The sequence below is a fragment of the Pseudonocardia sp. P-1 genome (genome assembly GCF_058111925.1).
The window spans coordinates 1,804,097-1,824,710 of sequence record NZ_CM176614.1 but is presented as its reverse complement, the minus strand read 5'-3'; the positions used below and the strand labels follow the sequence as shown (position 1 = coordinate 1,824,710).

Below are 20,614 nucleotides of genomic sequence, written 5' to 3'. Positions count from 1 at the left end.
CGACCGGTGATCACGGCTGCGCCGCGGCGCGGACCACGTCGGCGACGTCGGCGTTGGCGCCGCAGACCACCAGGGCGAGCCGGGCGTCCGGGTGCCGCTGCACGATCCGGCGGGCGGCCGGGACCAGGCAGCCCGCGGCCGGCTCGGCCCAGATCCCGGCGTGCTCGGCGAGGGTGAGGGTGCCGCGGCAGGCCTCGGCGTCGTCGACGACGAGGACCTCGTGCACCAGCGCGCGGACGTGGTCGTAGGTCAGCTGCGACGCCGACGGCGCGGACAACGTGGTGATCGCCGACGAGATCGTGACGGGCGTCGGGCCGCCCGCGGCCAGTGCGGCGGACATCGCCTCGGCGCCGACGGTCTCCACACCCCACACCCGGGTGCCGGGCAGCAGCGCGTGGACCGCGGTGGCGACCCCGGAGATCAGCGCCCCGCCGCCGACGGAGACCAGCACGTCGGTCGGCGGCTCGCCGAGAGCGACGGCGTCGCGGGCCAGCTCCAGCCCCACGGTGCCCTGCGCGGCGACGATCACCGGGTCGTCGAACGGGTGCACCAGCGTCCGCCCGGCCCGCTGCAGCTCCCCGGCCTGCGCGAACGCGGCCGCGACGTCGGAGGTGAGCCGTACGTCGGCACCGGCGGCGCGGGCCGCGGCGACCGACCGGGCCGGCGCGGTGCGCGGCATGACGACGACCGCGTCCACCCCCGCGGCGCCCGCGACCTCGGCGACGGCGAGCCCGTGGTTGCCACCCGACACCGCGACGACGCCCGCGGCGCGCTCGGCGTCGGTCAGCGACGCGAGCTTGGCCAGCACCCCGCGCGGCTTGAACGACCCGGCCCGCTGCAGGTGCTCCAGCTTGAGCAGCACGGGCGCGCCGAGGGCCGCGGACAGTCCGGGGGAGGGGACGGTCGGGGTGCGCACCACGCCCCCGGCGATCCGCTCCGCCGCCGTCACGATGTCTGCGATGCTCACCTGGTCCGCCACCGCCGCAACGTAACCCCGGCCCCGCGGCCGTCCGGGGCCGCCCCGGGCGGCGGCCGTATGGCCCGTGGCGGTCGCCGCGGAACCGGCGGTGGGCGGGTCGGCACGACCGCGTCGAACCCGCCCGGGATCCGTGCGGCGCCGTTCGCCCGGCTCAGCCCATCGTGCGCGCGCCGTCGATCGCCTCGCGGATGACGTCGGCGTGCCCGGCGTGCTGGCTGGTCTCGGCGAGCATGTGGATCGCGACCCGGCGGACCGACCAGGACGTGTTCGGCTCGAACCACGGCGCGACCGGCAGGGCGTGCGAGGAGTCCAGGTCCGCGGTCCGCAGCACCTCCTCGGTGCGCGCGGCGACCTGCTCGACCCGGGCCCGCAGGTACTCCAGGGTCTCGTGGTCGGCCAGGACGAACCGGGTGTCCACCCACTCCTCGCCGGAGGCGGGCCAGTCACCGCCGTTCGCACCGGCCTCGGCGTCGACGGCGTCCCAGTCGACGGAGTCGTTGTAGACCTCGACGTCACCGAACGCGGCGGCACCCTCGACGGCGAAGCGGAACCACTGCTCCTCGGTGTCCGCGACGTGCTTGAGCAGCGAGGCGATCGTCAGCGCACTCACCGTGCTGCGGGTGCGCGCCTGCTCCTCGGTCAGCCCGTCGGCGGTCTGCAGCAGGAAGCCACGGTGCCGCTCCAGGGTGGCGATCAGCTCGGCACGCTCGCCGGTCAGGGCCTGCTTCTCGTCGGTGGCGTTCATCTCCGGGGCCGCCTCTCGGGGTCCGCGGACCGGGGCCGTCCCGGTCCGACGGGAACGACGATAGGACCGACCGCGGACGGATCCGGTCCTCGATCAGGAACTGCCGGCGGGGCGGTCGCCGAGGTCGTGCAGCGCGGTCTCCCAGCGCTCCCGGCGGGCGTCGTCGTCCAGCTCCCACCAGGGGGTGCCGCGCTCGCCCAGGCCGTGCTTGGCCGCGGACACCCGTGTCCGGGCGGCGGCGACGCGCTCGTCGTCGCCGGTCCGCCTGCCGGCCCCGACCTCGGCGCGGGCCTTCCCGAGGTGCTGCTGCAGCGCGGACCGCACGTCGTCGGGGATCGTCGGGTCGGTGGCGCGCCACCGGCGGCCCCGGACGACGATGTACCGCCCGTCCGGGGTCCGCTCGGGTTCGCTCACGGGATGGCGGCGGCGCTCAGCCGCTGACCGGCACCACGTCCGGCGCGCCGAGGCGGGCGGCGTCGGCGGTGGCGTCGTCGGGCATCTTCTGGCTCTCCCGCTCGGCCTCGACCCGCTTGACGTAGTGGTCGACCTCGCGGGCGATCTGCTCGTCGTTCCAGCCCAGCACCGGGGCGACCAGCGTCGCGGTCTCCTCGGCGGCACCCACGCCCCGGTCGAAGGTCTCGATCGAGATCCGGGTGCGGCGGGCGAGGATGTCCTCCAGGTGCCGCGCCCCCTCGTGCGAGGCGCCGTAGACGACCTCGGCCCGCAGGTAGTCCTCGGCGCCGGTGAGCGGCTCGGCCAGGGTCGGGTCGGCGATGAGGAGGTCGAGGACCTCGTCGATCAGCGAGCCGTACCGGCCGAGCAGGTGCTCGATCCGCACCGGGTGCAGCCCGCTGCGCGCGGCGAGCTGGTGGGTCGAGTTGCGCAGCGCCGTGAAGCCCTCGGCGCCGAGCAGCGGGACCTTCTCGGTGCAGGAGGCGGGCACCTTCGCGTCGAGCGAGTGCACTGCCGCGTCGACGGCGTCCTTGGCCATCACGCGGTAGGTCGTGTACTTGCCCCCGGCCACGACGACCAGCCCGGGCACCGGGGTGGCGACGGCGTGCTCGCGGGACAGCTTCGAGGTCGCCTCGGACTCGCCGTGCAGCAGCGGGCGCAGACCGGCGTAGACGCCCTCGACGTCCTCGTGGGTCAGCGGCTGCTCCAGCACCTCGTTGACGTGCGCGAGCAGGTACTCGATGTCGGCCGCGCTCGCCGCCGGGTGCGCCTTGTCCAGGTCCCAGTCGGTGTCGGTGGTGCCGATGATCCAGTGCCGGCCCCACGGGATGACGAACAGCACCGACTTCTCCGTGCGCAGGATCAGCCCGGCGTCGCCGCGGATCCGGTCGCGCGGGACGACCAGGTGGATGCCCTTGGACGCGCGCACCTTGAACTGGCCGCGTTCGCCGGCGAGGCCCTGGGTGTCGTCGGTCCACACCCCGGTGGCGTTGATGACCTCCTTGGCGCGGACGTCGAACCGGTCCCCGGACTCCAGGTCCTGCACGGTCGCGCCGATCACGCGGCCGGAGTCCTTCAGCAGTCCGACGACGCGGGCGCGGGTCGCCACGTGCGCGCCGTAGGCGGCCGCGGTGCGGGCGATCTCCATGGTGTGGCGGGCGTCGTCGACCTGGGCGTCGTAGTACTCCAGGGCCCCGACCAGGGCGTCCTTGCGCAGCGACGGCACGACCTTGCGGGCGCCGCGACGGGTGAGGTGCCGGTGGTGTGGCAGGCCGCGGGCGCGGCCGGACAGCAGCCCGAGCGAGTCGTAGAGCGCGACGCCGGCACCGGCGTAGAAGCGCTCCCACACGTGGTGCTTGAGCGGGTAGACGAACGGCACCGGGCGGACCAGGTGCGGCGCGAGGGTCTGGATCAGCAGCCCCCGCTCCTGGAGTGCCTCGGCCACCAGGCGGAAGTCGAGCATCTCCAGGTAGCGCAGGCCGCCGTGGATGAGCTTGGAGGAACGGCTCGACGTGCCGGACGCGAAGTCGCGGGCCTCGACCAGGCCGGTCGTCAGACCACGGGTGGCCGCGTCGAGGGCGGCACCGGCGCCGACGACGCCACCGCCGACGACCAGCACGTCCAGTTCGCGGTCGCCCATCGCCTGCAGCGCCGTGGTACGGGCCTCCGGGGAGAGCGCCACCGATTTCATGATCAGACCTTCCTGAGTGGTTCGTGCTCGTGCTGTCCCGCCGGGGGACTACCCGCTGAACACCCGTCCGATCGCGGGTGTGCCCGGTGTCGCCCCCACGTGTAGTGAGGGCGACACCGGGCGGGTGGTCCTACTCGACGTCGACCCAGTCCAGGGTCCGCTCGACGGCCTTCTTCCACCGGCCGTAGCCCTCGTCGCGCTGCTCCTGCGACCAGGTCGGCTCCCAGCGCCGGGCCTCGTTCCAGTTCTCCCGCAGCTCGTCGGTGTTCTTCCAGAACCCGACGGCCAGCCCGGCCGCGTAGGCCGCACCGAGCGCGGTGGTCTCGGCGACGACGGGCCGCGAGACCGGAACACCCAGCACGTCGGCCTGGATCTGCATGCACAGCTCGTTCTGGGTGACGCCGCCGTCGACCTTCAGCGTCTCCAGGGTCACCCCGGAGTCCTTGGTCATGGCGTCGCTGACGTCGCGGGACTGGTAGCAGATCGCCTCCAGCGTGGCCCGCGCCAGGTGCGCGTTGGTGTTGAACCGGGACAGGCCGACGATCGCGCCGCGGGCGTCGGAACGCCAGTACGGCGCGAACAGGCCGGAGAACGCCGGGACGAAGTACACGCCGCCGTTGTCCTCGACCTGGCGGGCCAGCGACTCCGACTGCGAGGCGCCGGAGATGATGCCGAGCTGGTCGCGCAGCCACTGCACGGCCGAGCCGGTGACCGCGATGGAGCCCTCCAGCGCGTAGACCGGACGCTCGCCCTCGAACTGGTAGCACATCGTGGTGAGCAGCCCGGACTCCGAGCGGACCAGCTCGGTGCCGGTGTTCAGCAGCATGAAGTTGCCGGTGCCGTAGGTGTTCTTGGCCTCGCCGGGGGCGAAGCAGACCTGGCCGACGGTCGCGGCCTGCTGGTCGCCCAGGTCACCAGTGATGGGGACCTCGCCACCGAGCGGGCCCCCTCCGAGGGTCGTCCCGAACGCGGTCGCCGACGACGACGGCTTGATCTCCGGCAGCATCTGCCGCGGGATGCCGAAGAAGCCGAGCAGCTCGTCGTCCCAGTCGAGGGTCTCGAGGTCCATCAGCATGGTGCGGCTGGCGTTGGTCACGTCGGTGACGTGCAGCCCGCCGTTGGTGCCGCCGGTGAGGTTCCAGATGACCCAGGTGTCGGTGTTGCCGAAGACCGCGTCGCCGTTCTCCGCGGCCTCGCGGACGCCGTCGACGTTCTCCAGGATCCACTGGATCTTGCCGCCGGAGAAGTACGTGGCGGGCGGGAGGCCGGCCTTGCGACGGATGACGTCGCCGCGGCCGTCGCGGTCGAGCGCGGTCGCGATCCGGTCGGTGCGGGTGTCCTGCCAGACGATCGCGTTGTAGTACGGGCGCCCGGTGCGCCGGTTCCACACGACGGTGGTCTCCCGCTGGTTGGTGATGCCCAGCGCGACCAGGTCCGACGCGGACAGTCCGGTCTTGGTGAGCGCCTGCTGCAGGCAGGTGTTGGTGCGCTCGACGATCTCGATCGGGTCGTGCTCGACCCAGCCGGCCTGCGGCAGGATCTGCTCGTGCTCCAGCTGGTGGCGACCCACCTCGTTGCCGCTGTGGTCGAAGATCATGAAGCGGCTGGAGGTGGTGCCCTGGTCGACGGCGCCGACGAACTCGGCCATTGAGCTCTCCTTCTTGCGGTGATCGGGGCGTGGGTGTGGTGGGGACGGCGTTCGGCCGGGTCAGGCCCGCCCGACCTCCTGCGGTGCGTCCTCGGCGGGGATGTAGCGGTCGATCAGCAGCTTGAACAGGCCGCCGCCGACGAGGGCGCCGACCAGCGGCGCGACGATCGGCAGCCACCAGTACGGCGTGCCGTCACCGGTGACCCACGCGGTCTCGTACCCGGTGATCCACGATGCCAGGCGGGGGCCGAAGTCGCGGGCAGGGTTGATGGCGTAGCCGGCGTTCGCGCCCCAGGCCATGCCGATGCCCACGACCAGGATGCCGATCATGAACGGGGCCATGTTGGACAGCGGGCCCTTGTTGCGCGGGTGGACCAGAGCGAAGATCACGAACACCAGGATCGCGGTGCCGACGACCTGGTCGAAGAACGCCGTCGTGATCGTCGTCGGGTCGCCCGGGGAGGTCGAGAAGATGCCCTGGGTGTCGGTCAGGTTCGGGTCGACCGAGCGGATGAAGTCGGCGTAGACGAACCGGACGATCAGCGCGGCGACGAACGCGCCGAGGGTCTGGGCCAGCACGAACGGCGCGACCTTCCGCCACGGGAAGCCCTCGTAGACGGCGAAGGCCAGCGTGACGGCCGGGTTCAGGTGCGCGCCGGAGATCCGGCCCGCCACGTAGACGCCCAGCATCACGCCGAAGCCCCAGGCCCAGGCGATCGAGTCGTACTGGCCGTTGGAGCCGTCGGGCGTGGTGACGACCTGCGCGACGACGCCGACGCCGAACAGGATCAGGATCATCGTCCCGGCGAACTCGGCGCTCAGCTCGCCGATCAGCGACGGCGCCTTCGGGGCGGCCGACGGGGTCGCCCGTGTGGTCCGTTCCGCGGGTGCGGGATCGGCCGCGGTGTTCTCGGAGCTCGTCATCGAACCCCCTCCTGGTGAGTCCCCCTCACGGGACCGGGCGGCCCCGCTGTGTGACGTGGGACGCTAGGAGTGCTCGCGGTCGTGGGCAACGAGGATCGTTCGACGATGCCGAACGTTGCGGGTCGATCGGTCCATGATCCAGTCCGCGGAGCGTCCGGACGGCCTACGATCGCTGCGTGGCACGGGCGATCCAGTCGGTGGAGCGGGCGGCGGCGCTGCTGCGGCTGCTCGGCGGTGCGGGGCGCCCGCTGGCGCTGGCCGAGCTGGCGGCGGCCCTGGACCTGCCGCGCCCGACCGCGCACGGGCTGCTGCGCACCCTGCGCGAGGAGGGGCTGGTGGCGCAGGAGTCGTCGTCGGGCCGCTACCTGCTGGGCGAGGGGCTGGGGCGGCTGGGCACCCCGTGGGACCGGCACGACCTGCGCGCCCGGGCGATGAACTGGGCCGACGCGCTGGCGGCGGGCACCGGCTGCGCGGTGTACCTGGGAGTGCCGTCCGCCGACGGGGCCGGGGTCGACCTGGTGCACCACGTGTTCCGGCCGGACGACACACCGCAGCGGCTGCGGACCAACACCACCCAGCCGTTGCACGCGACGGCGTGGGGGCGGTGCCTGCTGGCCTTCGCGCCGGCGTCGGTGCGGGCGGTCGAGCCGCTGGAGACCTACACGCGGGCGACCGTGACCGACCCGGCGGCGCTGACCCGGGAGATCACGGCGACGCGGCGGCGCGGCTGGGCGGCCGACGCCGGCGGCTGGGAGCCGGGCGCCGGCGGGCTCGCGGTGCCGGTCCGCAGCGGGGGCGGGCTGACCGTTGCGGCGCTGGGGATCGGCGCCCCGGTCGAGGAGCTGTTCGCCGCGGACGGCCGCGCTCGCCCGGAGGTCGTCGTCGAGCTCGTCGCCGCGGCCGCCGAGATCGCCGACGGACTGGAGGGACTGACGTGAGCGGCCTGTCGCCGGGGGAGCGGGTGGTCGCCGCGATCGACCAGGGGACGACGTCGACGCGCTGCCTGCTGTTCACCCGCTCGGGCCGGATGGTCGCGGTCGCCCAGCGGGAGCACCGGCAGCACTTCCCGAGCCCGGGCCGCGCCGAGCACGACGCCTCGGAGATCTGGCGCGCCGTGACCCGGGTCGTGCCCGCCGCGCTGCGCCGCGCCGGCCTGGGGCCGCAGAACGTGGTCGCGCTCGGGATCGCGAACCAGCGCGAGACGACGGTCGTCTGGAACCGCCGCACCGGGGTCCCGCTCGCGCGGGCGATCACCTGGCAGGACACCCGGACCACCGACATCGTCGCCGGTCTCGCCGCTGACGCCGACGCCGCCCGCTGGGCCCGGGTCAGCGGGCTCGGCCCGGCGACGTACTTCGCGGGACCGCGGCTGCAGTGGCTGCTCGACCACGTGCCGGGTGCGCGCGACGGCGCCGAACGCGGCGAGGTCCTGTTCGGGACGATGGAGTCCTGGCTGATCTGGAACCTCACCGGCGGCCCCGACGGCGGCGTGCACGTCACCGACGTCACCAACGCCAGCCGCACGATGCTGATGGACCTGCGCACGCTGGAGTGGTCCGACGCGCTGTGTTCGGCGCTGCGGGTGCCGCGGGGGATGCTGCCGACCATCGTGCCGAACGCCCGCGTCTACGGCCGGTGCTCCGGTCTGCTGGACGGTGTGCCGGTCGCCGGTGCCCTCGGCGACCAGCAGGCGGCGCTGGTCGGCCAGACCTGCTTCGCGCCCGGCGAGGCGAAGTGCACCTACGGCACGGGTGCGTTCCTGCTGAAGAACACCGGCTCCCGCATCGCCGGGTCCGAGGCCGGCCTGATCCCGACCGTCGGCTACCTGTTCGGGGACCGGCCGGTCTACGCGCTCGAGGGCTCGATCGCGATGACCGGCTCGCTGGTGCAGTGGTTCCGCGACGCGCTGGGCATGATCTCCACGGCGGCCCGGATCGAGACGCTCGCACTGACCGTCCCGGACAACGGCGGCTGCTATGTCGTCCCCGCCTTCTCCGGTCTCTACGCCCCGCACTGGTACCCCGACGCCCGCGGCGTGATCGTCGGCCTGACCTCCTACATCCACCGCGGCCACCTCGCCCGCGCGGTACTGGAGGCGACCGCGTGGCAGACCCGTGAGGTGCTCGACGCGATGAACGCCGACTCCGGCCTGCCCGTCACCCGCCTGAAGGTCGACGGCGGCATGACCGCGAACCACCTGCTCATGCAGTGCGTCGCCGATGTCCTGGACCTCACGGTGGAACGCCCCCTGGGTTCGGAGGCGGTGTCGCTCGGCGCGGCGTACGCGGCCGGCCTGGCCGTCGGTTACTGGCCGGACCCGGAGGTACTGCGCCGCAACTGGCACAGGGCGGCTGCCTGGGAGCCGACGATGGACCCCGGCCTGCGCCGCCGCGAGCACGACAACTGGCGCCGCGCGGTGCAGCGGAGCACGGGGTGGGCACGCCCGGACTGAGCCTCGCGGGGACGTGCCGCGGACGCCTCAGCGTTCTGCCGCCCGCTGCCGACGCCGTCGGACCCGGTCCCGGTACTGGTGGTCCCGCATCTCCTGGAACCGGCGCACGGCGACGTCGAGGATCCGCCCGGTCACCGGCGCGAACCAGTCGATCCACTCCCCGGGGACACCGGTCACGATCCGCCGGGCGCCGGTGTCGGTCACGTCCTCCCAGAGGATCTCGTGGGCCCGGGCGGACGCCAGGACGAGCAGCCGGCGACCGTCCTCGGGATCCGGCTCGCGTTCGATCAGGTCGCGCTCCTCCAGCCGCGCGAGCAGCCGGGTGGTGCCTCCGGTCGCGAGCCCGACGGTCTCCGCGACCTCGGCGCCGGTCATGGCCCGACGGGCGAGCAGCAGCTCGGCGAGCACCGTGTACTCGTGCACCGTCAGCCCGAACCGCTCGGCGACGGACCGGATCCGGTAGAAGCCGAGCAGCTCCGCCCTGGCGAGGAGCGGTCCGAGCACCTCCGCGGTCTCGGCCCGGATCCGGCGGTCCTCCTCCGCCTCCGTCCGCCACGCGCGCGTGTCCCGTCCGACGGCCCCGATGTCCCCGACGGCCCCGATGTCCCCGGCGGCCCCGGCGGCCCCGGTGTCTCCGGCTGCCCCGGTGACTCCGACGTCTCGGACGGCCTCCGATGATCCGAGGCCATCGGGGAGCGGGCTCCCCAAAGTGGAGTCCGGACGGATTCGCTTACCGGGTAAGCGAGTTCCGCGGACCTCCCCACCCGACGCGACGGTCGACCGGTCCTCGCCGCGTGGCCGGGCGGGGTCGGGGTCGGAGCCGCCGGCCGGATCCGACGACCCCTTCCCGCGAATTCGCTTACCCGGTAAGCGAATTCGCGGAACAGCGATACCCCGGGAGCTCCGGTCGGGTCCGCCGAGCATGTCGTGGGAGGTGTCGTGGGAGGTGTCGCGCCGCATGGGGAAGCGGTAGCAGACCGGGCGGTCCACCACTGCGGATTCCGCTGAGCGGTTCGCGATCGTGGCGCCCGGCCGGAGGGCGCCGTCGGTGAAGGTGGGATGGGCGGTCAGCGGGTGAACGCCCCGGCGTCGGTCAGGTCGGCGGTGCGGGTCTCGTGCAGGCCCCACACGCACAGGCCCGACACGGCGGCCAGTCCGGCGATCAGCAGCGACACCGGCCAGGACGCGCCGGTCGTGGCGACCAGGCTCGTCGCGAGCAGTGGCGTGATGCCGCCGCCGACGATGCTGGAGGCGTTGTAGCCGATCGACGCGCCGGTGTAGCGGTAGCGCGTCGCGAACAGCTCCGGCAGGAACGCGCCCATCGGGGCGAACACACCGGCGAAGGCGATCATCGCGACCGAGAAGCCGACTGCGATGAGGACCCCGTCACCGGTCCCGAGCAGCCAGAACAGCGGGAACGCCCACAGCACCGCCAGGATGCAGGCCCACAGACACACCCGGCGCCGTCCGACCCGGTCCGAGAGCACCGCGAGGACCGGGGTCGCCACGCCCATCACCGCCGCCGCGACCATGGCCGCGACCAGCAGGGTCGTCCGGGACAGACCGAGCTCGGAGGTGCCGTAGGACAGGCTGAACGTGGTGACCGTGTAGAAGATCGTGTGGGTGATGATCATTCCGCCGGTCGCGAGGAGCAGGGACCGGGGCTGACGGCGCACCACCTCGGCGACCGGCGCCTTCTCGCGCTCCTGCTCGCGCATCGCCTTCTCGAACACGGGGGTCTCGGCGATCCGCAGCCGGATGTAGAGCCCGACGACCACCAGGACCGCGCTGGCCAGGAACGGCACCCGCCAGCCCCAGGCGGCGAACTGGGCGTCGGTCAGGGCGGCGGAGAGCGCGAGGAACGCCCCGCTCGCGATGATGAATCCGACCGCCGGGCCGACCTGCGGGAAGCTCGAATAGAGCCCGCGACGTCCCTCGGGCGCGTGCTCGGTGGCCATCAGGACCGCACCGCCCCACTCGCCGCCGAGCCCGAAGCCCTGCAGGAACCGGCACAGCACCAGTAGTACCGGCGCGGCGATCCCGATCGTCGAGTACGTCGGCAGCAGTCCGATCGCGACGGTGCCGACGCCCATCGTCAGCAGCGAGACCACCAGAGTCGCCTTGCGGCCGACCCGGTCGCCGAAGTGCCCGAAGGCGACCGCGCCGACCGGGCGTGCGACGAACCCGACGCCGAAGGTCGCGAACGCCGCCAGCGTGCCGACCAGGGGGTCGAGGTCGGGGAAGAACAGCGTGCCGAAGACCAGGGCCGCGGCGGTGCCGTAGATGTAGAAGTCGTAGAACTCGATCGCGGTGCCGATGAAGCTGGCGACGGCGATGCGCTGCGCCGACATGGTCGGTGCGGTCTCCGCGTCCGGCCCCCTCGTCGCCCCCGGTCCGGTCGATGCGTCCGGTTCGGTCACTGGTCCCCCTCCTCGTGCGGCATCCGCCGCAGCAGCTCCGGTCCGAAGCGGGTCACGTGGGTCCGCGCGGCGGCCTCGGCGCGGGCCGGGTCGCCGGAGGTGATGTCGTCGAGCAGCGAGCGGTGGCTGTCGGCGATGTCGCCCAGGTCGTCGTAGAGGTCGCGGGACAGCCGGAAGACGTGCTGCAGCGGGGCCGAGATCGTCTCCCAGGTGTGCAGCAGGCGCCGTCGTCCGCAGAGCTCGTGGATCCGGCGGTGCAGTGCGAAGTCCAGGGTCACCGCGGCGGCGCTGTCCCGCGCGGCGCAGGCGGCGTGCAGGTCGTCGACGATCCGGCCGAGCTCCCGGGCGTGCTCCGCCGATCCGGTCGTGGCCAGGGCCCGCACGGCGAGCGGCTCGGTCGCGGCGCGCAGCGCGATGATCTCCTCGGCGTCGTCGGCGGTCAGCGTCGCGACCCGGGCGCCGCGGCGGGGGAGCAGCACGACCAGCCCCTCGGCGTCGAGCCTGCGCAGCGCGTCGCGGACCGGGCCGCGGCTGATTCCCAGCCGCGCGGCGAGCTCGCGCTCGACCAGCCGGTCACCGTCGCGCAGCTCCCCGGACAGGATCAGGCCCCGCACCCGGTCGGCCGCCGCGTCGCCGAGGCCGGGATGGGCGGCGAGGTCCCCGACCTCCGGCGTCGGGCTGGTCACCCGGCCTCCAGCTCCGCCCGCAACCGGTGAGCGACACCGGACCCGGTCACCGGCTCGACGTCGTCGCGGGTCACCGGGGCGCCCGCGGCGACGGCGCGCCGCAGCGTGACACCGTCGGCCAGCCCGATCGGCAGGAAACCGCCGGTCCGGGCCGCGGCGGCCGGGCGGACCACCCCGTGCACGGTCGAGCCGCCCTCGCCGTCGAGCCGGTCCCCGGGGACCAGGTCGCGCTTGGCGGTGGCGACGACGTCGGCCACCCAGCCCCGCGGCCGCCCGGAGTCCGCGCCGCGGGCCCCCGCGGCGCACACGCTCTGGGCCAGCTCCAGCCCGATGAGGTGGTACGGCCGGTACATCGCGGTGTAGCGGCCCGAGGGGTCGGTGCGCAGCCCGTAGTTCGCGAAGCAGCCCGCGACGTAGTCGCTCGGCGCCTCCAGCGTCACGTAGACGCCCCACCGCAGGTCCCGGTCCACGGGGCTCCCGTCGCGGTGCAGCGACGACACGACCTCCACCGTCCCGGTCCGGTCCAGCACCCCGCCCGCCTCGCGCGGGATGCACACCCGCTGCAGGTCGTCGGTGCCCGCGGGCGGGAAGGCGAGCCCGTCCTCCGGCGGGAGCAGGCCGGTCGCGTTCGCGACGGCGGCCATCTCGATCGCGGACTTCGTGCCGTCGAGGAAGGAGTTGAACATGACCGGGTTCAGCCCGGACCCCGCCGCGTGCTCGGGGGTGAACCCGTAGTGCCCCCACACCGTCTCCGGCGTGGAGCGGTGGTACTCCGGCAGGTACTTGGTGCCCTTCCCGGCGGCGACGACAGCGAAGCCGTTGGTCCGCGCCCAGTCCACCAGCTCGCAGATCAGGCTGGGCTGGTCGCCCGAGGCCATCGTGTAGACCACGCCCCGCTCCGCGGCACGGGCCGCGAGCACCGGACCGACGAGCACGTCGGCCTCGACGGTCACCATCACGACGTGCTGCCCGGCCTCGATCGCGCCCAGCGCGTGCGCGGCGCCCGCGACGGGGGAGCCGGTCGCCTCGACGACGACGTCCACGTCGTCGGCCCCGAGCACCGCGTCGACCGAGGTCGCGACCCGGGTCCCGGTGAGCCCGGCGGTGTCCAGCGCGGCGCGGCCGCGCTCCTCCGAGAGGTCGACGACGGCGCTGACCTGCAGGTTCGGCACCCGGGCCGCCTGGTGCAGGAACATCGTCGCGAACGTGCCCGCACCGATCACGCCGGCCCGGACCGGTGTGGAGCGCTGCTGCATCGTCTCGAACAGACCCATCCGGTGCCCCTCCACGCCGCGCCGCCGTGCCACCCCGCTGTGGCCGACGATCGCACCGTGCGCCGGTGCACGGTCGACTGTCAATGGTTGACCAGACTGTGGAACGCCGCGATGTGGTCGCTTGCTCACGATGTGGGTGATCTGTCACGGTGTCGACCGGCCCGGTCACCGCCGTCCGGGCCGGTCGACACCGAGGAGCGAGGCCGATGGGGCCCGAGATCATCGCGATCGCCGTGCTGGTGGTCATGTTCGTGATCGCCACGACGATGCCGGTCAACCTCGGCGCACTGGGGTTGCTGGGCGCGACCGCGGTCGGGATCGGCGTGCTGGGGCTGAGCCTCGACGACGTCCTCGCGGGCTTCCCCGGAGACCTGTTCCTGCTGCTCGTCGGGCTGACCTACCTGTTCGCGCTGGCGACGGCCAACGGCACCGTCGACCTGATCGTCCACTGGGCGATGCGGGCCGTCCGCGGACGGCTGGTGCTCGCGCCGTTCGTGTTCTTCGCGATCTCGTGCGGGCTCTCGGGGCTCGGGGCGTTGTTCGCGGTCGCGATCGTCGCACCGCTGGCGATGCCCTTCGCCCGGCGCTACGGCATCAACCTGCTGCTCATGGGCATGATGGTCGTGCACGGCGCGCTCGGCGGGGCGTTCTCGCCGATCACCGTCTACGGCGCGTTCGTGAACTCGACGATGGCGGGCGTGGGCCTGCCCAGCGACCCGATCGCGCTGTTCCTGACCCCGCTCGTGGTCAACGTCGTGATCGCCGTCGTGATCTTCCTGGTGCTCGGCGGCCGGTCGCTCGTCGGGCGCACGGTCGACCCGGTCGAGGCTCCGGACGCCGACGCCGCCCCCGCCGGGGGCACCGGGGCCGGGAGCGGCGCCGCGGCCGGCACCGTGACCGGGGCCCCGGTCGCCGGCCGGGTGGGGCTGGAGCAGGGCATCACGCTGGCCGGCATCGCGCTCATGGCCGTCGGCTCCGCCGCGTTCGGCTGGGACGTCGGCGTCGTCGCGCTCGCCGTCGCGATCGTGCTGCGGCTGGTCGCCCCGCGCCGCCCGGACGTCGTCGGGAGGATCTCCTGGTCCACCGTCCTGCTGATCTGCGGTGTCGTCACCTACGTCGGCGTGCTCCTGGAGGCCGGTGCGGTCGACCTTGTCTCCTCGGGGATCAGCGGGATCGGCGCACCGCTGCTCGCGGCGCTGCTGCTCTGCTACGTCGGCGGCGTGCTCTCGGCGTTCGCGTCCTCGGTGGCGATCCTCGGCGTCGCGATCCCGCTCGCCCTGCCGTTCCTGCAGCAGGGTGAGGTGTCCGCGGTCGGGATGGTGGCGGCGCTCGCGGTCGCCGCGACCGTCGTCGACGTCAGCCCGTTCTCCACGAACGGGGCGCTGGTGCTCGCCAACGCGCCCGCCGACGTCGACCGGGACCGCTTCTACCGGCAGATGCTCGCCTACGCCGGCGTGGTCGTGCTGGTCGGTCCGCTGCTGGCCTGGGCACTGCTCGTACTGCCCGGGGTGCTCTGAACGGGTTAACGTCCGGGCATGAACGACGCCGCCGTCGCCGCCGGGCGCCTCGCCCGTGGGCTGGAACCGCTGCACTCCCAGGTCTACTTCGCCCCCGAGGCCGAACCGGCCTACACCGCCGCCGGGCTGGAGCCGGGCCGGATGAGCTACTTCGCCCCGCGGGCCGCACCGATGGGCGCGGTCGGCGCCTCGGTGGTCACCGCGACGTTCTACAACTTCTCCCCGCGCCTGGTCGCGAAGTCGGTCCCGCGGGCGTGGGACCTGGTGTCCGCACCGGACCTGCTCGACGTGCGGTTCGCCGTCGCCGACGCCTCGCTGTGCCGCACCCTGGGCGACGACGCCGTCGCCTCACCCGAGATGGCCGAGGCCGCCGGGCTGGCCCGGACCGCGGCCGGGGCCGTCACCCCCGACGGGCGCCCGCTCGCCGCCGGGCACCTCGACGTGCCCTGGCCGACCGCGCCGCACCTGGTCCTCTGGCACGCGCTGTCGATCCTGCGCGAGCACCGCGGCGACGGACACATCGCGCTGCTGGTCGAGGCCGGGCTGTCCGGGCTGGAGGCGCTGGTCACCGCGACCGCGACGGGCACCGGGTTCACCGTGGCCTTCGCCCGCGGCAGCCGCGGCTGGTCGGCCGCCGAGTGGAACGCCGCCGTCGCCGGACTCGCGGACCGCGGCCTGCTGCAGCCGGCCGACACGGCCGGGGACGACGCCGTCGAACCGGTCCTGACCGAGGAGGGCACGGCGCTGCGCAAGCGGATCGAGAACGACACCCATCGCCTCGGCGCCGCCCCGTGGTCCGCGCTCGGCGCCGACGGAGCCGCGCGGCTCGGGGAGCTCGGCGGGGCGTTCGTCCGGACGGCCCTGGCGAACGGGGCGTTCCCCGCCGAGGGGGTCTTCGCGGCGCGTCCGAAGGGCTGATCGCACTCCGCGCCCGGCCTCAGGACGGGCGCGGTGTCCCGACTGCCCGATATGGTGCGCTCCGCAACCGACCATCGTGGTCGGTGTGGTGACCTGCAGGAGGACCCCGGTGCTCGAGATCAGCGGCCTCGAATGGGCCGTCACGATCGGCGTGATCATCGCGCTGCTCGCGTTCGACCTCGTCCTGGGCTGGCTGCGGCCGCACCGGGTGGGATTCAAGGAGGCCACCGCCTGGTCGGTGTTCTACATCCTGGTCGCGATCGCGTTCGGGCTGGTGTTCGCGACGATCCACGGCTGGGACTTCGGCACCCAGTACTTCACGGGCTACATCGTCGAGAAGAGCCTGTCGGTCGACAACCTGTTCGTCTTCGTCGTGATCATGACGACGTTCGCGGTGCCGGAGGAGCACCAGCACAAGGTGCTGACCTTCGGCATCGTGCTCGCCCTGATCATGCGCGCGATCTTCATCGCGGTCGGGGCGACGCTGCTGAACCTGTTCTCGTTCATGTTCCTGGTCTTCGGTCTGCTCCTGCTGTGGACCGCCGTGCAGCTCTACCGGCACAAGGACGAGGACCCCGACATCGAGGACAACATGGTCGTGAAGGGTGCGCGCAGGCTCTTCCCGGTCACCGAGGAGTACGACGGCGGGAAGCTGTTCACCCGGGACAACGGCCGCCGGGTCGCCACCCCGATGTTCATCGTGCTGGTCTCGATCGGCGGCATCGACCTGCTGTTCGCGCTCGACTCGATCCCCGCGGTGTTCGGCGTGACCCAGGAGGCGTTCATCGTCTTCACCGCGAACGCCTTCGCCCTGCTCGGCCTGCGGGCGCTGTTCTTCCTGGTCAAGGGCCTGCTGGACCGCCTGGTCTACCTCTCGACCGGCCTGGCGGTCATCCTGGGCTTCATCGGGGTGAAGCTGGTCCTGCACTGGGCCCACGTCGACATCAACCCGGCCGTCCCGGAGATCCCGACCATGGCCAGCCTGGTCGTGATCCTGGGGATCCTCGCCGTGGTCACCGTCGCGAGCCTGATCAAGACGCGCAACGACCCGTCGATGACCGCCCACGCCGGGTCGCTGCGTGCCCGCAAGGAGCGCTCCGAGCAGCGCGACTGAGCCGGTCCGGCCGGCCCGGCGCTCAGCCGGGCAGGCCGGCCAGGCCGGGCCCGCCGAGCGGGGTGACCTCGATGTAGTCCGGCGGGGCGGTGAGCAGCGCCAGCACGTCGCCCAGGCCGCTCTCGCCGATGTCGCGGCTCAGCGCCGCCTCCGACGACGCGGCGTCGGACCACATCTCGGTGACCCAGACGACGTCGGGCTCATCCGGGGTGGCGTTCACGACGTAGGCGAGGCAGCCGGGCTGGGCGGCCATGTCGTCGGCGACGCGGAGCAGCGCGCCCGCCAGCTCGGTCCCCTGTCCCTCCAGGGCCACCATCCGCACGTACCGGCCGACCCGCTCGCTCGTCTCCACGGCGGCGACCGTAGACGGCCGCTCCCGGCGTCGCGGGGCCGGGGCGGGCTCGGCCGGCGGGCCGGGCGGCGTCGCCGGGGCCGTCCCTCCGCACCGGAGGCGGTGCCGACGATCTCCTCGGATGCCGTGGTTCCGGTCCACTCCGATCCACCCGCCGCCATCCAGGACAGGATCGGACCGGAATCGGCGGCACACTGGTCGTCGTGATGGGGACATCGGCGCGGCTGCTGCGCCTGCTCGGGCTGCTGCAGGTGCCGCGCGACTGGACGGGGCCCGCCCTGGCCGAGCGCCTCGACGTCGACGTGCGCACCGTCCGCCGCGACGTCGACAAGCTCCGCACCCTCGGCTACCCGGTCCACTCCACACCCGGGGTGACCGGCGGCTACCGGCTCGGCGCCGGGGCCGCGCTGCCACCCCTGCTGCTCGACGACGACGAGGCCGTCGCCGTCGCGGTCGGGCTGCGGACCGCCGCGGGCGGGTCGGTCTCGGGCATCGAGGAGACCTCGGTCCGGGCCCTGGCCAAGCTGGAGCAGGTCCTGCCGAACCGGCTGCGCCGCCGCGTCGCCGCGCTGGGCACCGCGACGTCCACGCTCGCCGCGCGCGGCCCGACCGTCGACGCGGACGTGCTGTCCGCACTGGCCGCCGCCTGCCGCGACCACGAGGTCCTGCGGTTCGACTACGTCGCGGGGGACGGGACCGAGACCCGCCGGGTCGCCGAACCCGAGGGTCTCGTGCACACCGGGCGCCGCTGGTACCTCGTCGCCTGGGACACCGGCCGCGACGACCGCCGCACCTTCCGGGTCGACCGGATGCGGCCCAAGCTGCCCGCCGGGCCGCGCTTCGTCCCGCGCCCGGAACCGGAGGGCGGGCTCGCCGCGTTCGCCCAGCGCGGTATCTCCTCGGGTGCCTACCCGCACCGGGCGCGGATCGTGTTCCACGCCCCGGCGGAGCGGATCGCCGAGCACGTCACCCCGGCGTCGGGGATCGTGACCGACCTCGGCGGGGACCGCTGCGAGCTCGCGGCCGGGGCCTGGACCCTGGAGTCGCTGGCGGTGTGGCTGTGCTTCTTCGGCGTCGACTTCGAGGTGGTCGAGCCGGTCGAGCTGGTGGAGCACCTCGACGCGGTCGCCGCCCGCCTCGGGCGGGCCGCGGACCACGCGCGCGCGAACGGCGGCGGCTGACCGGACCGCTCAGCCCACGGCGCGGACCGCGCCCACGGGCGTGCCGTGGCCGAGCACGTCGGTGCGGGTCGCGGCGGTGAGCGCGTCGGACCCGGCGCCGAGGGACTCCAGCACGGCGCGGGCGACGACCGGCAGCGGCCGCGGCGACCCGTCCAGCACGGTGACGGCGAACGCCCGCCCGTCGGGCAGCGCGGCCGCCAGCACACCCTCGGCTCCGTCCTTGACGACCAGGCCCGGCACCGCGCCGGCCAACCGGGTCACCGGCCGGTCCGTGCCGCCGACCCACCACGGGTGCGCGCGGACCGCGGCCGCGACCCGCCCCTCGGGGGTGTCCGGTGCGGCCGTCGCCAGCATCGCGAAGGCCCTGGCCAGCCCGGCCGGGGTGGTGCCGAACAGCGGGGCGCCGCAGCCGTCGACGGTGGTGAGGTCGACCGGCACCCCGGTCAGCTCGGCGACGGTCTCCCGGACCAGCCGCTGCAACGGGTGCGCGGGGTCGCGGTAGCCGGCCGTCGGCCACCCCGCGGCCACGCAGGCGGCGAGCATCGCGGCGTGCTTGCCCGAGCAGTTCTGCAGCACCGGCGACGGTCCCGACCCCGCCGCGCGGACGGCCGCCGCGGCCGCCGGCCCCAGCGGCAGGTCCGGGGTGTTGTCCAGGTCGGCCTCGTCGAGCCCGGCACCGGTGAGGATGCGCCGCACGCCGTCGACGTGGCCGGGCTCGCCGGAGTGCGAGGCACAGGCCAGCGCGAGCAGCTCGCCGTCGAGGTCCAGCCCGGCCCGCAGCATCGCCACCGCCTGCACCGGCTTGAGCGCCGAGCGCGGCAGGAACGCCACGTCCGGGTCGCCGGAGCCGGTCACGGTGCCGCCGGGGCGGTGCACCGCGACGGTGCCCAGGTGCACCGACTCCACCGTGCCCTCCCGCTCCACGACGGCCAGCGGGACGGCGGCGGCCAGGACGGGTGGGACGGTGCCGGGTGTGCTCATGCGGCCGACGCTACGTCCGCCGCGGCGGACGCTCAGGCGGGGACCGGGGCCAGACCCAGCTCCCGTGCCAGCTCCGGCGTCGGATGCACCGGGACGGGACCGTAGGCGTTGTCCCGGGCCGAGCGCCGCCGCACGGCGGGCAGGCGCATCAGCAGCCGGACGAACGCGGGAGGGGCGATGGTGCGGCCGCGCTCGCGGGCCCGTGCGACGCCCCGCTCGATGCGGACCTGTCGGCTCTGCACGGACACGATCGCGGGCTCCCGCTCGGCCTGGACCGCGGCGAGCGTCGCGGTGCCGACCGTGCCCGCCCGCAGCGCGGGCACCAGGTGGTTCGCCGCGGCGAGCGCGTCCTGCAGGGCCATCAGGATCCCGTTGCCGCCGACGGGGGAGATGACGTGCGCGGCGTCGCCGATCAGCAGCAGGCCGGGCCGGTGCCAGTCCGGGACCCGGGAGATGTCGACCGACAGGAGCGTGGCGTCGTTGAGGTCGGTGAGCAGACCGACCCGGCCGGCCAGCCACGGCACCAGCCCGGCGACCTCGCGGCGCACGTGCTCCACCCCGGCCTCGCGCAGCGCCGGATAGCCGCCCTTGGGCAGCGACAGGCCGACCTGCCAGCGGTCCTCGCCGCCGAGCAGGCCGACGTAGCTGCGGGTGCCGAGGAACAGGTCGACGGCGGCGTCGGGCGGGTCGTCGTCGTGGCGGGGCAGGGCGAACCACAGCAGGTCGGTGGTGGCCCCCTGGGACTCCGCGGTCAGGCCGGCGAGGGTGCGCAGGCGGGAGAACCGGCCGTCGGCGGCGACGACCAGCCCGGCGTCGATCCGCTCCCCGGACCGCAGGGTCACCCCGCGGACGGGGTCGTCGGCGGTGCCGGCGCCGAGCAGGCCGTTCACCGCGGCGCCGGTGCGCAGCTCGAAGGTCGGCAGGGTCGCCGCCTCGGCGGCGAGGACGTCGAGGAACCGGGCCTGCGGCATGAGCGCGACGTAGTCGTAGGGGGTGTCGAGCAGGCCGTAGTCGGTGGTGGTGACCGTCCCGCGACCGGTGCGGAAGCGGAACCGCCGGGCCGGGACGTGCGGCTGCTCCAGCAGGCGTCCGGCGAGCCCGAGCCGGTCGAACAGCTCGAGCGTCCACGGGTGCAGGGAGTCGCCGCGGAAGTCGCGGTCGAAGTCCCGGTGGCGTTCGAGCAGTGTCACCGGCAGGCCCGCCCGGGCCAGCAGGTAGGCGAGCAGCATGCCGCCGGGGCCACCGCCCGCGACGATCGTCCGTTCCGCGGTCACCCGACC

19 protein-coding genes are annotated in these 20,614 nt (G+C 74.2%); 6 read left to right on the top strand and 13 right to left on the bottom strand.

Annotated elements, in window-relative coordinates:
* Positions 1-10 precede the first annotated feature (10 nt).
* The 6 genes from AC0GKK_RS08735 to AC0GKK_RS08710 all read right to left on the bottom strand — a co-directional run bounded on the left by AC0GKK_RS08735 (position 11) and on the right by AC0GKK_RS08710 (position 6,313).
* Positions 11-967, bottom strand: a complete 957-nt coding sequence (locus AC0GKK_RS08735) for a pyridoxal-phosphate dependent enzyme (protein WP_208821325.1) — start codon at positions 965-967, stop codon at positions 11-13.
* A 163-nt stretch (positions 968-1,130) separates the two neighbouring features.
* On the bottom strand, positions 1,131-1,724 hold the full coding sequence (locus AC0GKK_RS08730; RefSeq protein ID WP_489883561.1) for a DinB family protein: 594 nt from the start codon (positions 1,722-1,724) through the stop codon (positions 1,131-1,133).
* A gap of 93 nt (positions 1,725-1,817) precedes the next feature.
* On the bottom strand, positions 1,818-2,138 hold the full coding sequence (locus AC0GKK_RS08725) for a hypothetical protein (protein WP_489883560.1): 321 nt from the start codon (positions 2,136-2,138) through the stop codon (positions 1,818-1,820).
* Positions 2,139-2,154: 16 nt separating this feature from the next.
* Positions 2,155-3,867, bottom strand: a complete 1,713-nt coding sequence (locus tag AC0GKK_RS08720; protein WP_489883559.1) for a glycerol-3-phosphate dehydrogenase/oxidase — start codon at positions 3,865-3,867, stop codon at positions 2,155-2,157.
* 130 nt (positions 3,868-3,997) lie between these two features.
* Positions 3,998-5,515 (bottom strand): glycerol kinase GlpK, encoded by a 1,518-nt coding sequence (gene glpK / locus AC0GKK_RS08715; RefSeq protein ID WP_489883558.1) that lies wholly within the window; start codon positions 5,513-5,515, stop codon positions 3,998-4,000.
* A gap of 60 nt (positions 5,516-5,575) precedes the next feature.
* A complete protein-coding gene (locus tag AC0GKK_RS08710) occupies positions 5,576-6,313 on the bottom strand; it encodes an MIP/aquaporin family protein (protein ID WP_489883998.1) in 738 nt (245 codons plus the stop codon).
* Positions 6,314-6,615: 302 nt separating this feature from the next.
* Here AC0GKK_RS08710 and AC0GKK_RS08705 point away from each other — a divergent pair, with 302 nt between their 5' ends.
* Complete coding sequence (locus AC0GKK_RS08705) at positions 6,616-7,377, top strand: IclR family transcriptional regulator (protein ID WP_178374095.1); 762 nt, start codon at positions 6,616-6,618, stop codon at positions 7,375-7,377.
* Entirely contained in the window at positions 7,374-8,891 is a 1,518-nt protein-coding gene (gene glpK, locus AC0GKK_RS08700; protein ID WP_083474585.1) for a glycerol kinase GlpK, read from the top strand. The genes AC0GKK_RS08705 and glpK (AC0GKK_RS08700) overlap by 4 nt, the downstream gene beginning before the upstream one ends.
* 27 nt (positions 8,892-8,918) lie before the next feature.
* Here the strand turns inward: glpK (AC0GKK_RS08700) and AC0GKK_RS08695 are convergent, their stop codons facing one another.
* The 4 genes from AC0GKK_RS08695 to AC0GKK_RS08680 all read right to left on the bottom strand — a co-directional run bounded on the left by AC0GKK_RS08695 (position 8,919) and on the right by AC0GKK_RS08680 (position 13,271).
* Positions 8,919-9,395, bottom strand: coding sequence for a MarR family winged helix-turn-helix transcriptional regulator (locus AC0GKK_RS08695; RefSeq protein WP_073575442.1), 477 nt, complete (start codon positions 9,393-9,395; stop codon positions 8,919-8,921).
* Positions 9,396-9,958: 563 nt separating this feature from the next.
* Positions 9,959-11,242, bottom strand: a complete 1,284-nt coding sequence (locus tag AC0GKK_RS08690; RefSeq protein WP_062404310.1) for an MFS transporter — start codon at positions 11,240-11,242, stop codon at positions 9,959-9,961.
* A 65-nt stretch (positions 11,243-11,307) separates the two neighbouring features.
* Positions 11,308-11,997, bottom strand: a complete 690-nt coding sequence (locus AC0GKK_RS08685; RefSeq protein ID WP_489883557.1) for a GntR family transcriptional regulator — start codon at positions 11,995-11,997, stop codon at positions 11,308-11,310.
* On the bottom strand, positions 11,994-13,271 hold the full coding sequence (locus AC0GKK_RS08680; protein ID WP_489883556.1) for an NAD(P)H-dependent oxidoreductase: 1,278 nt from the start codon (positions 13,269-13,271) through the stop codon (positions 11,994-11,996). The genes AC0GKK_RS08685 and AC0GKK_RS08680 overlap by 4 nt, the downstream gene beginning before the upstream one ends.
* Positions 13,272-13,477: 206 nt before the next feature.
* On the opposite strand from AC0GKK_RS08680, the gene AC0GKK_RS08675 reads away from it, so the two are divergent.
* The 3 genes from AC0GKK_RS08675 (at position 13,478) to AC0GKK_RS08665 (ending at position 16,820) form a co-directional block, all read left to right on the top strand.
* Positions 13,478-14,788 carry an SLC13 family permease gene (locus tag AC0GKK_RS08675; protein WP_489883555.1) on the top strand — a complete coding sequence of 437 codons (1,311 nt, stop codon included), beginning with the start codon at positions 13,478-13,480 and terminating at the stop codon, positions 14,786-14,788.
* An 18-nt stretch (positions 14,789-14,806) separates the two neighbouring features.
* On the top strand, positions 14,807-15,706 hold the full coding sequence (locus AC0GKK_RS08670; RefSeq protein ID WP_489883554.1) for an SCO6745 family protein: 900 nt from the start codon (positions 14,807-14,809) through the stop codon (positions 15,704-15,706).
* 109 nt (positions 15,707-15,815) lie between these two features.
* Entirely contained in the window at positions 15,816-16,820 is a 1,005-nt protein-coding gene (locus AC0GKK_RS08665) for a TerC family protein (protein WP_208821349.1), read from the top strand.
* Positions 16,821-16,842: 22 nt separating this feature from the next.
* Here the strand turns inward: AC0GKK_RS08665 and AC0GKK_RS08660 are convergent, their stop codons facing one another.
* Entirely contained in the window at positions 16,843-17,172 is a 330-nt protein-coding gene (locus AC0GKK_RS08660; RefSeq protein ID WP_251786832.1) for a putative quinol monooxygenase, read from the bottom strand.
* A gap of 203 nt (positions 17,173-17,375) precedes the next feature.
* Between AC0GKK_RS08660 and AC0GKK_RS08655 the strand changes: the two genes are divergently transcribed.
* Positions 17,376-18,353, top strand: a complete 978-nt coding sequence (locus AC0GKK_RS08655; protein WP_251786833.1) for a helix-turn-helix transcriptional regulator — start codon at positions 17,376-17,378, stop codon at positions 18,351-18,353.
* 9 nt (positions 18,354-18,362) lie between these two features.
* Here AC0GKK_RS08655 and AC0GKK_RS08650 read toward each other — a convergent pair whose 3' ends face one another.
* Positions 18,363-19,334: an asparaginase gene (locus AC0GKK_RS08650; protein WP_489883553.1), complete on the bottom strand. Its 972-nt coding sequence runs from the start codon at positions 19,332-19,334 to the stop codon at positions 18,363-18,365.
* A 32-nt stretch (positions 19,335-19,366) separates the two neighbouring features.
* Positions 19,367-20,608 (bottom strand): FAD-dependent oxidoreductase, encoded by a 1,242-nt coding sequence (locus AC0GKK_RS08645; RefSeq protein ID WP_405418810.1) that lies wholly within the window; start codon positions 20,606-20,608, stop codon positions 19,367-19,369.
* Positions 20,609-20,614 lie beyond the last annotated feature (6 nt).

Bases quoted from the DNA above. Each gene is read 5' to 3' on its own strand.
- AC0GKK_RS08690 (WP_062404310.1), bottom strand. From the start codon at position 11,242: ATGTCGGCGCAGCGCATCGCCGTCGCCAGCTTCATCGGCACCGCGATC.
- AC0GKK_RS08675 (WP_489883555.1), top strand. From the start codon at position 13,478: ATGGGGCCCGAGATCATCGCGATCGCCGTGCTGGTGGTCATGTTCGTG.
- AC0GKK_RS08650 (WP_489883553.1), bottom strand. From the start codon at position 19,334: ATGAGCACACCCGGCACCGTCCCACCCGTCCTGGCCGCCGCCGTCCCG.
- AC0GKK_RS08670 (WP_489883554.1), top strand. From the start codon at position 14,807: ATGAACGACGCCGCCGTCGCCGCCGGGCGCCTCGCCCGTGGGCTGGAA.
- glpK (WP_489883558.1), bottom strand. From the start codon at position 5,515: ATGGCCGAGTTCGTCGGCGCCGTCGACCAGGGCACCACCTCCAGCCGC.
- AC0GKK_RS08680 (WP_489883556.1), bottom strand. From the start codon at position 13,271: ATGGGTCTGTTCGAGACGATGCAGCAGCGCTCCACACCGGTCCGGGCC.
- AC0GKK_RS08730 (WP_489883561.1), bottom strand. From the start codon at position 1,724: ATGAACGCCACCGACGAGAAGCAGGCCCTGACCGGCGAGCGTGCCGAG.
- AC0GKK_RS08720 (WP_489883559.1), bottom strand. From the start codon at position 3,867: ATGAAATCGGTGGCGCTCTCCCCGGAGGCCCGTACCACGGCGCTGCAG.
- AC0GKK_RS08710 (WP_489883998.1), bottom strand. From the start codon at position 6,313: ATGATCCTGATCCTGTTCGGCGTCGGCGTCGTCGCGCAGGTCGTCACC.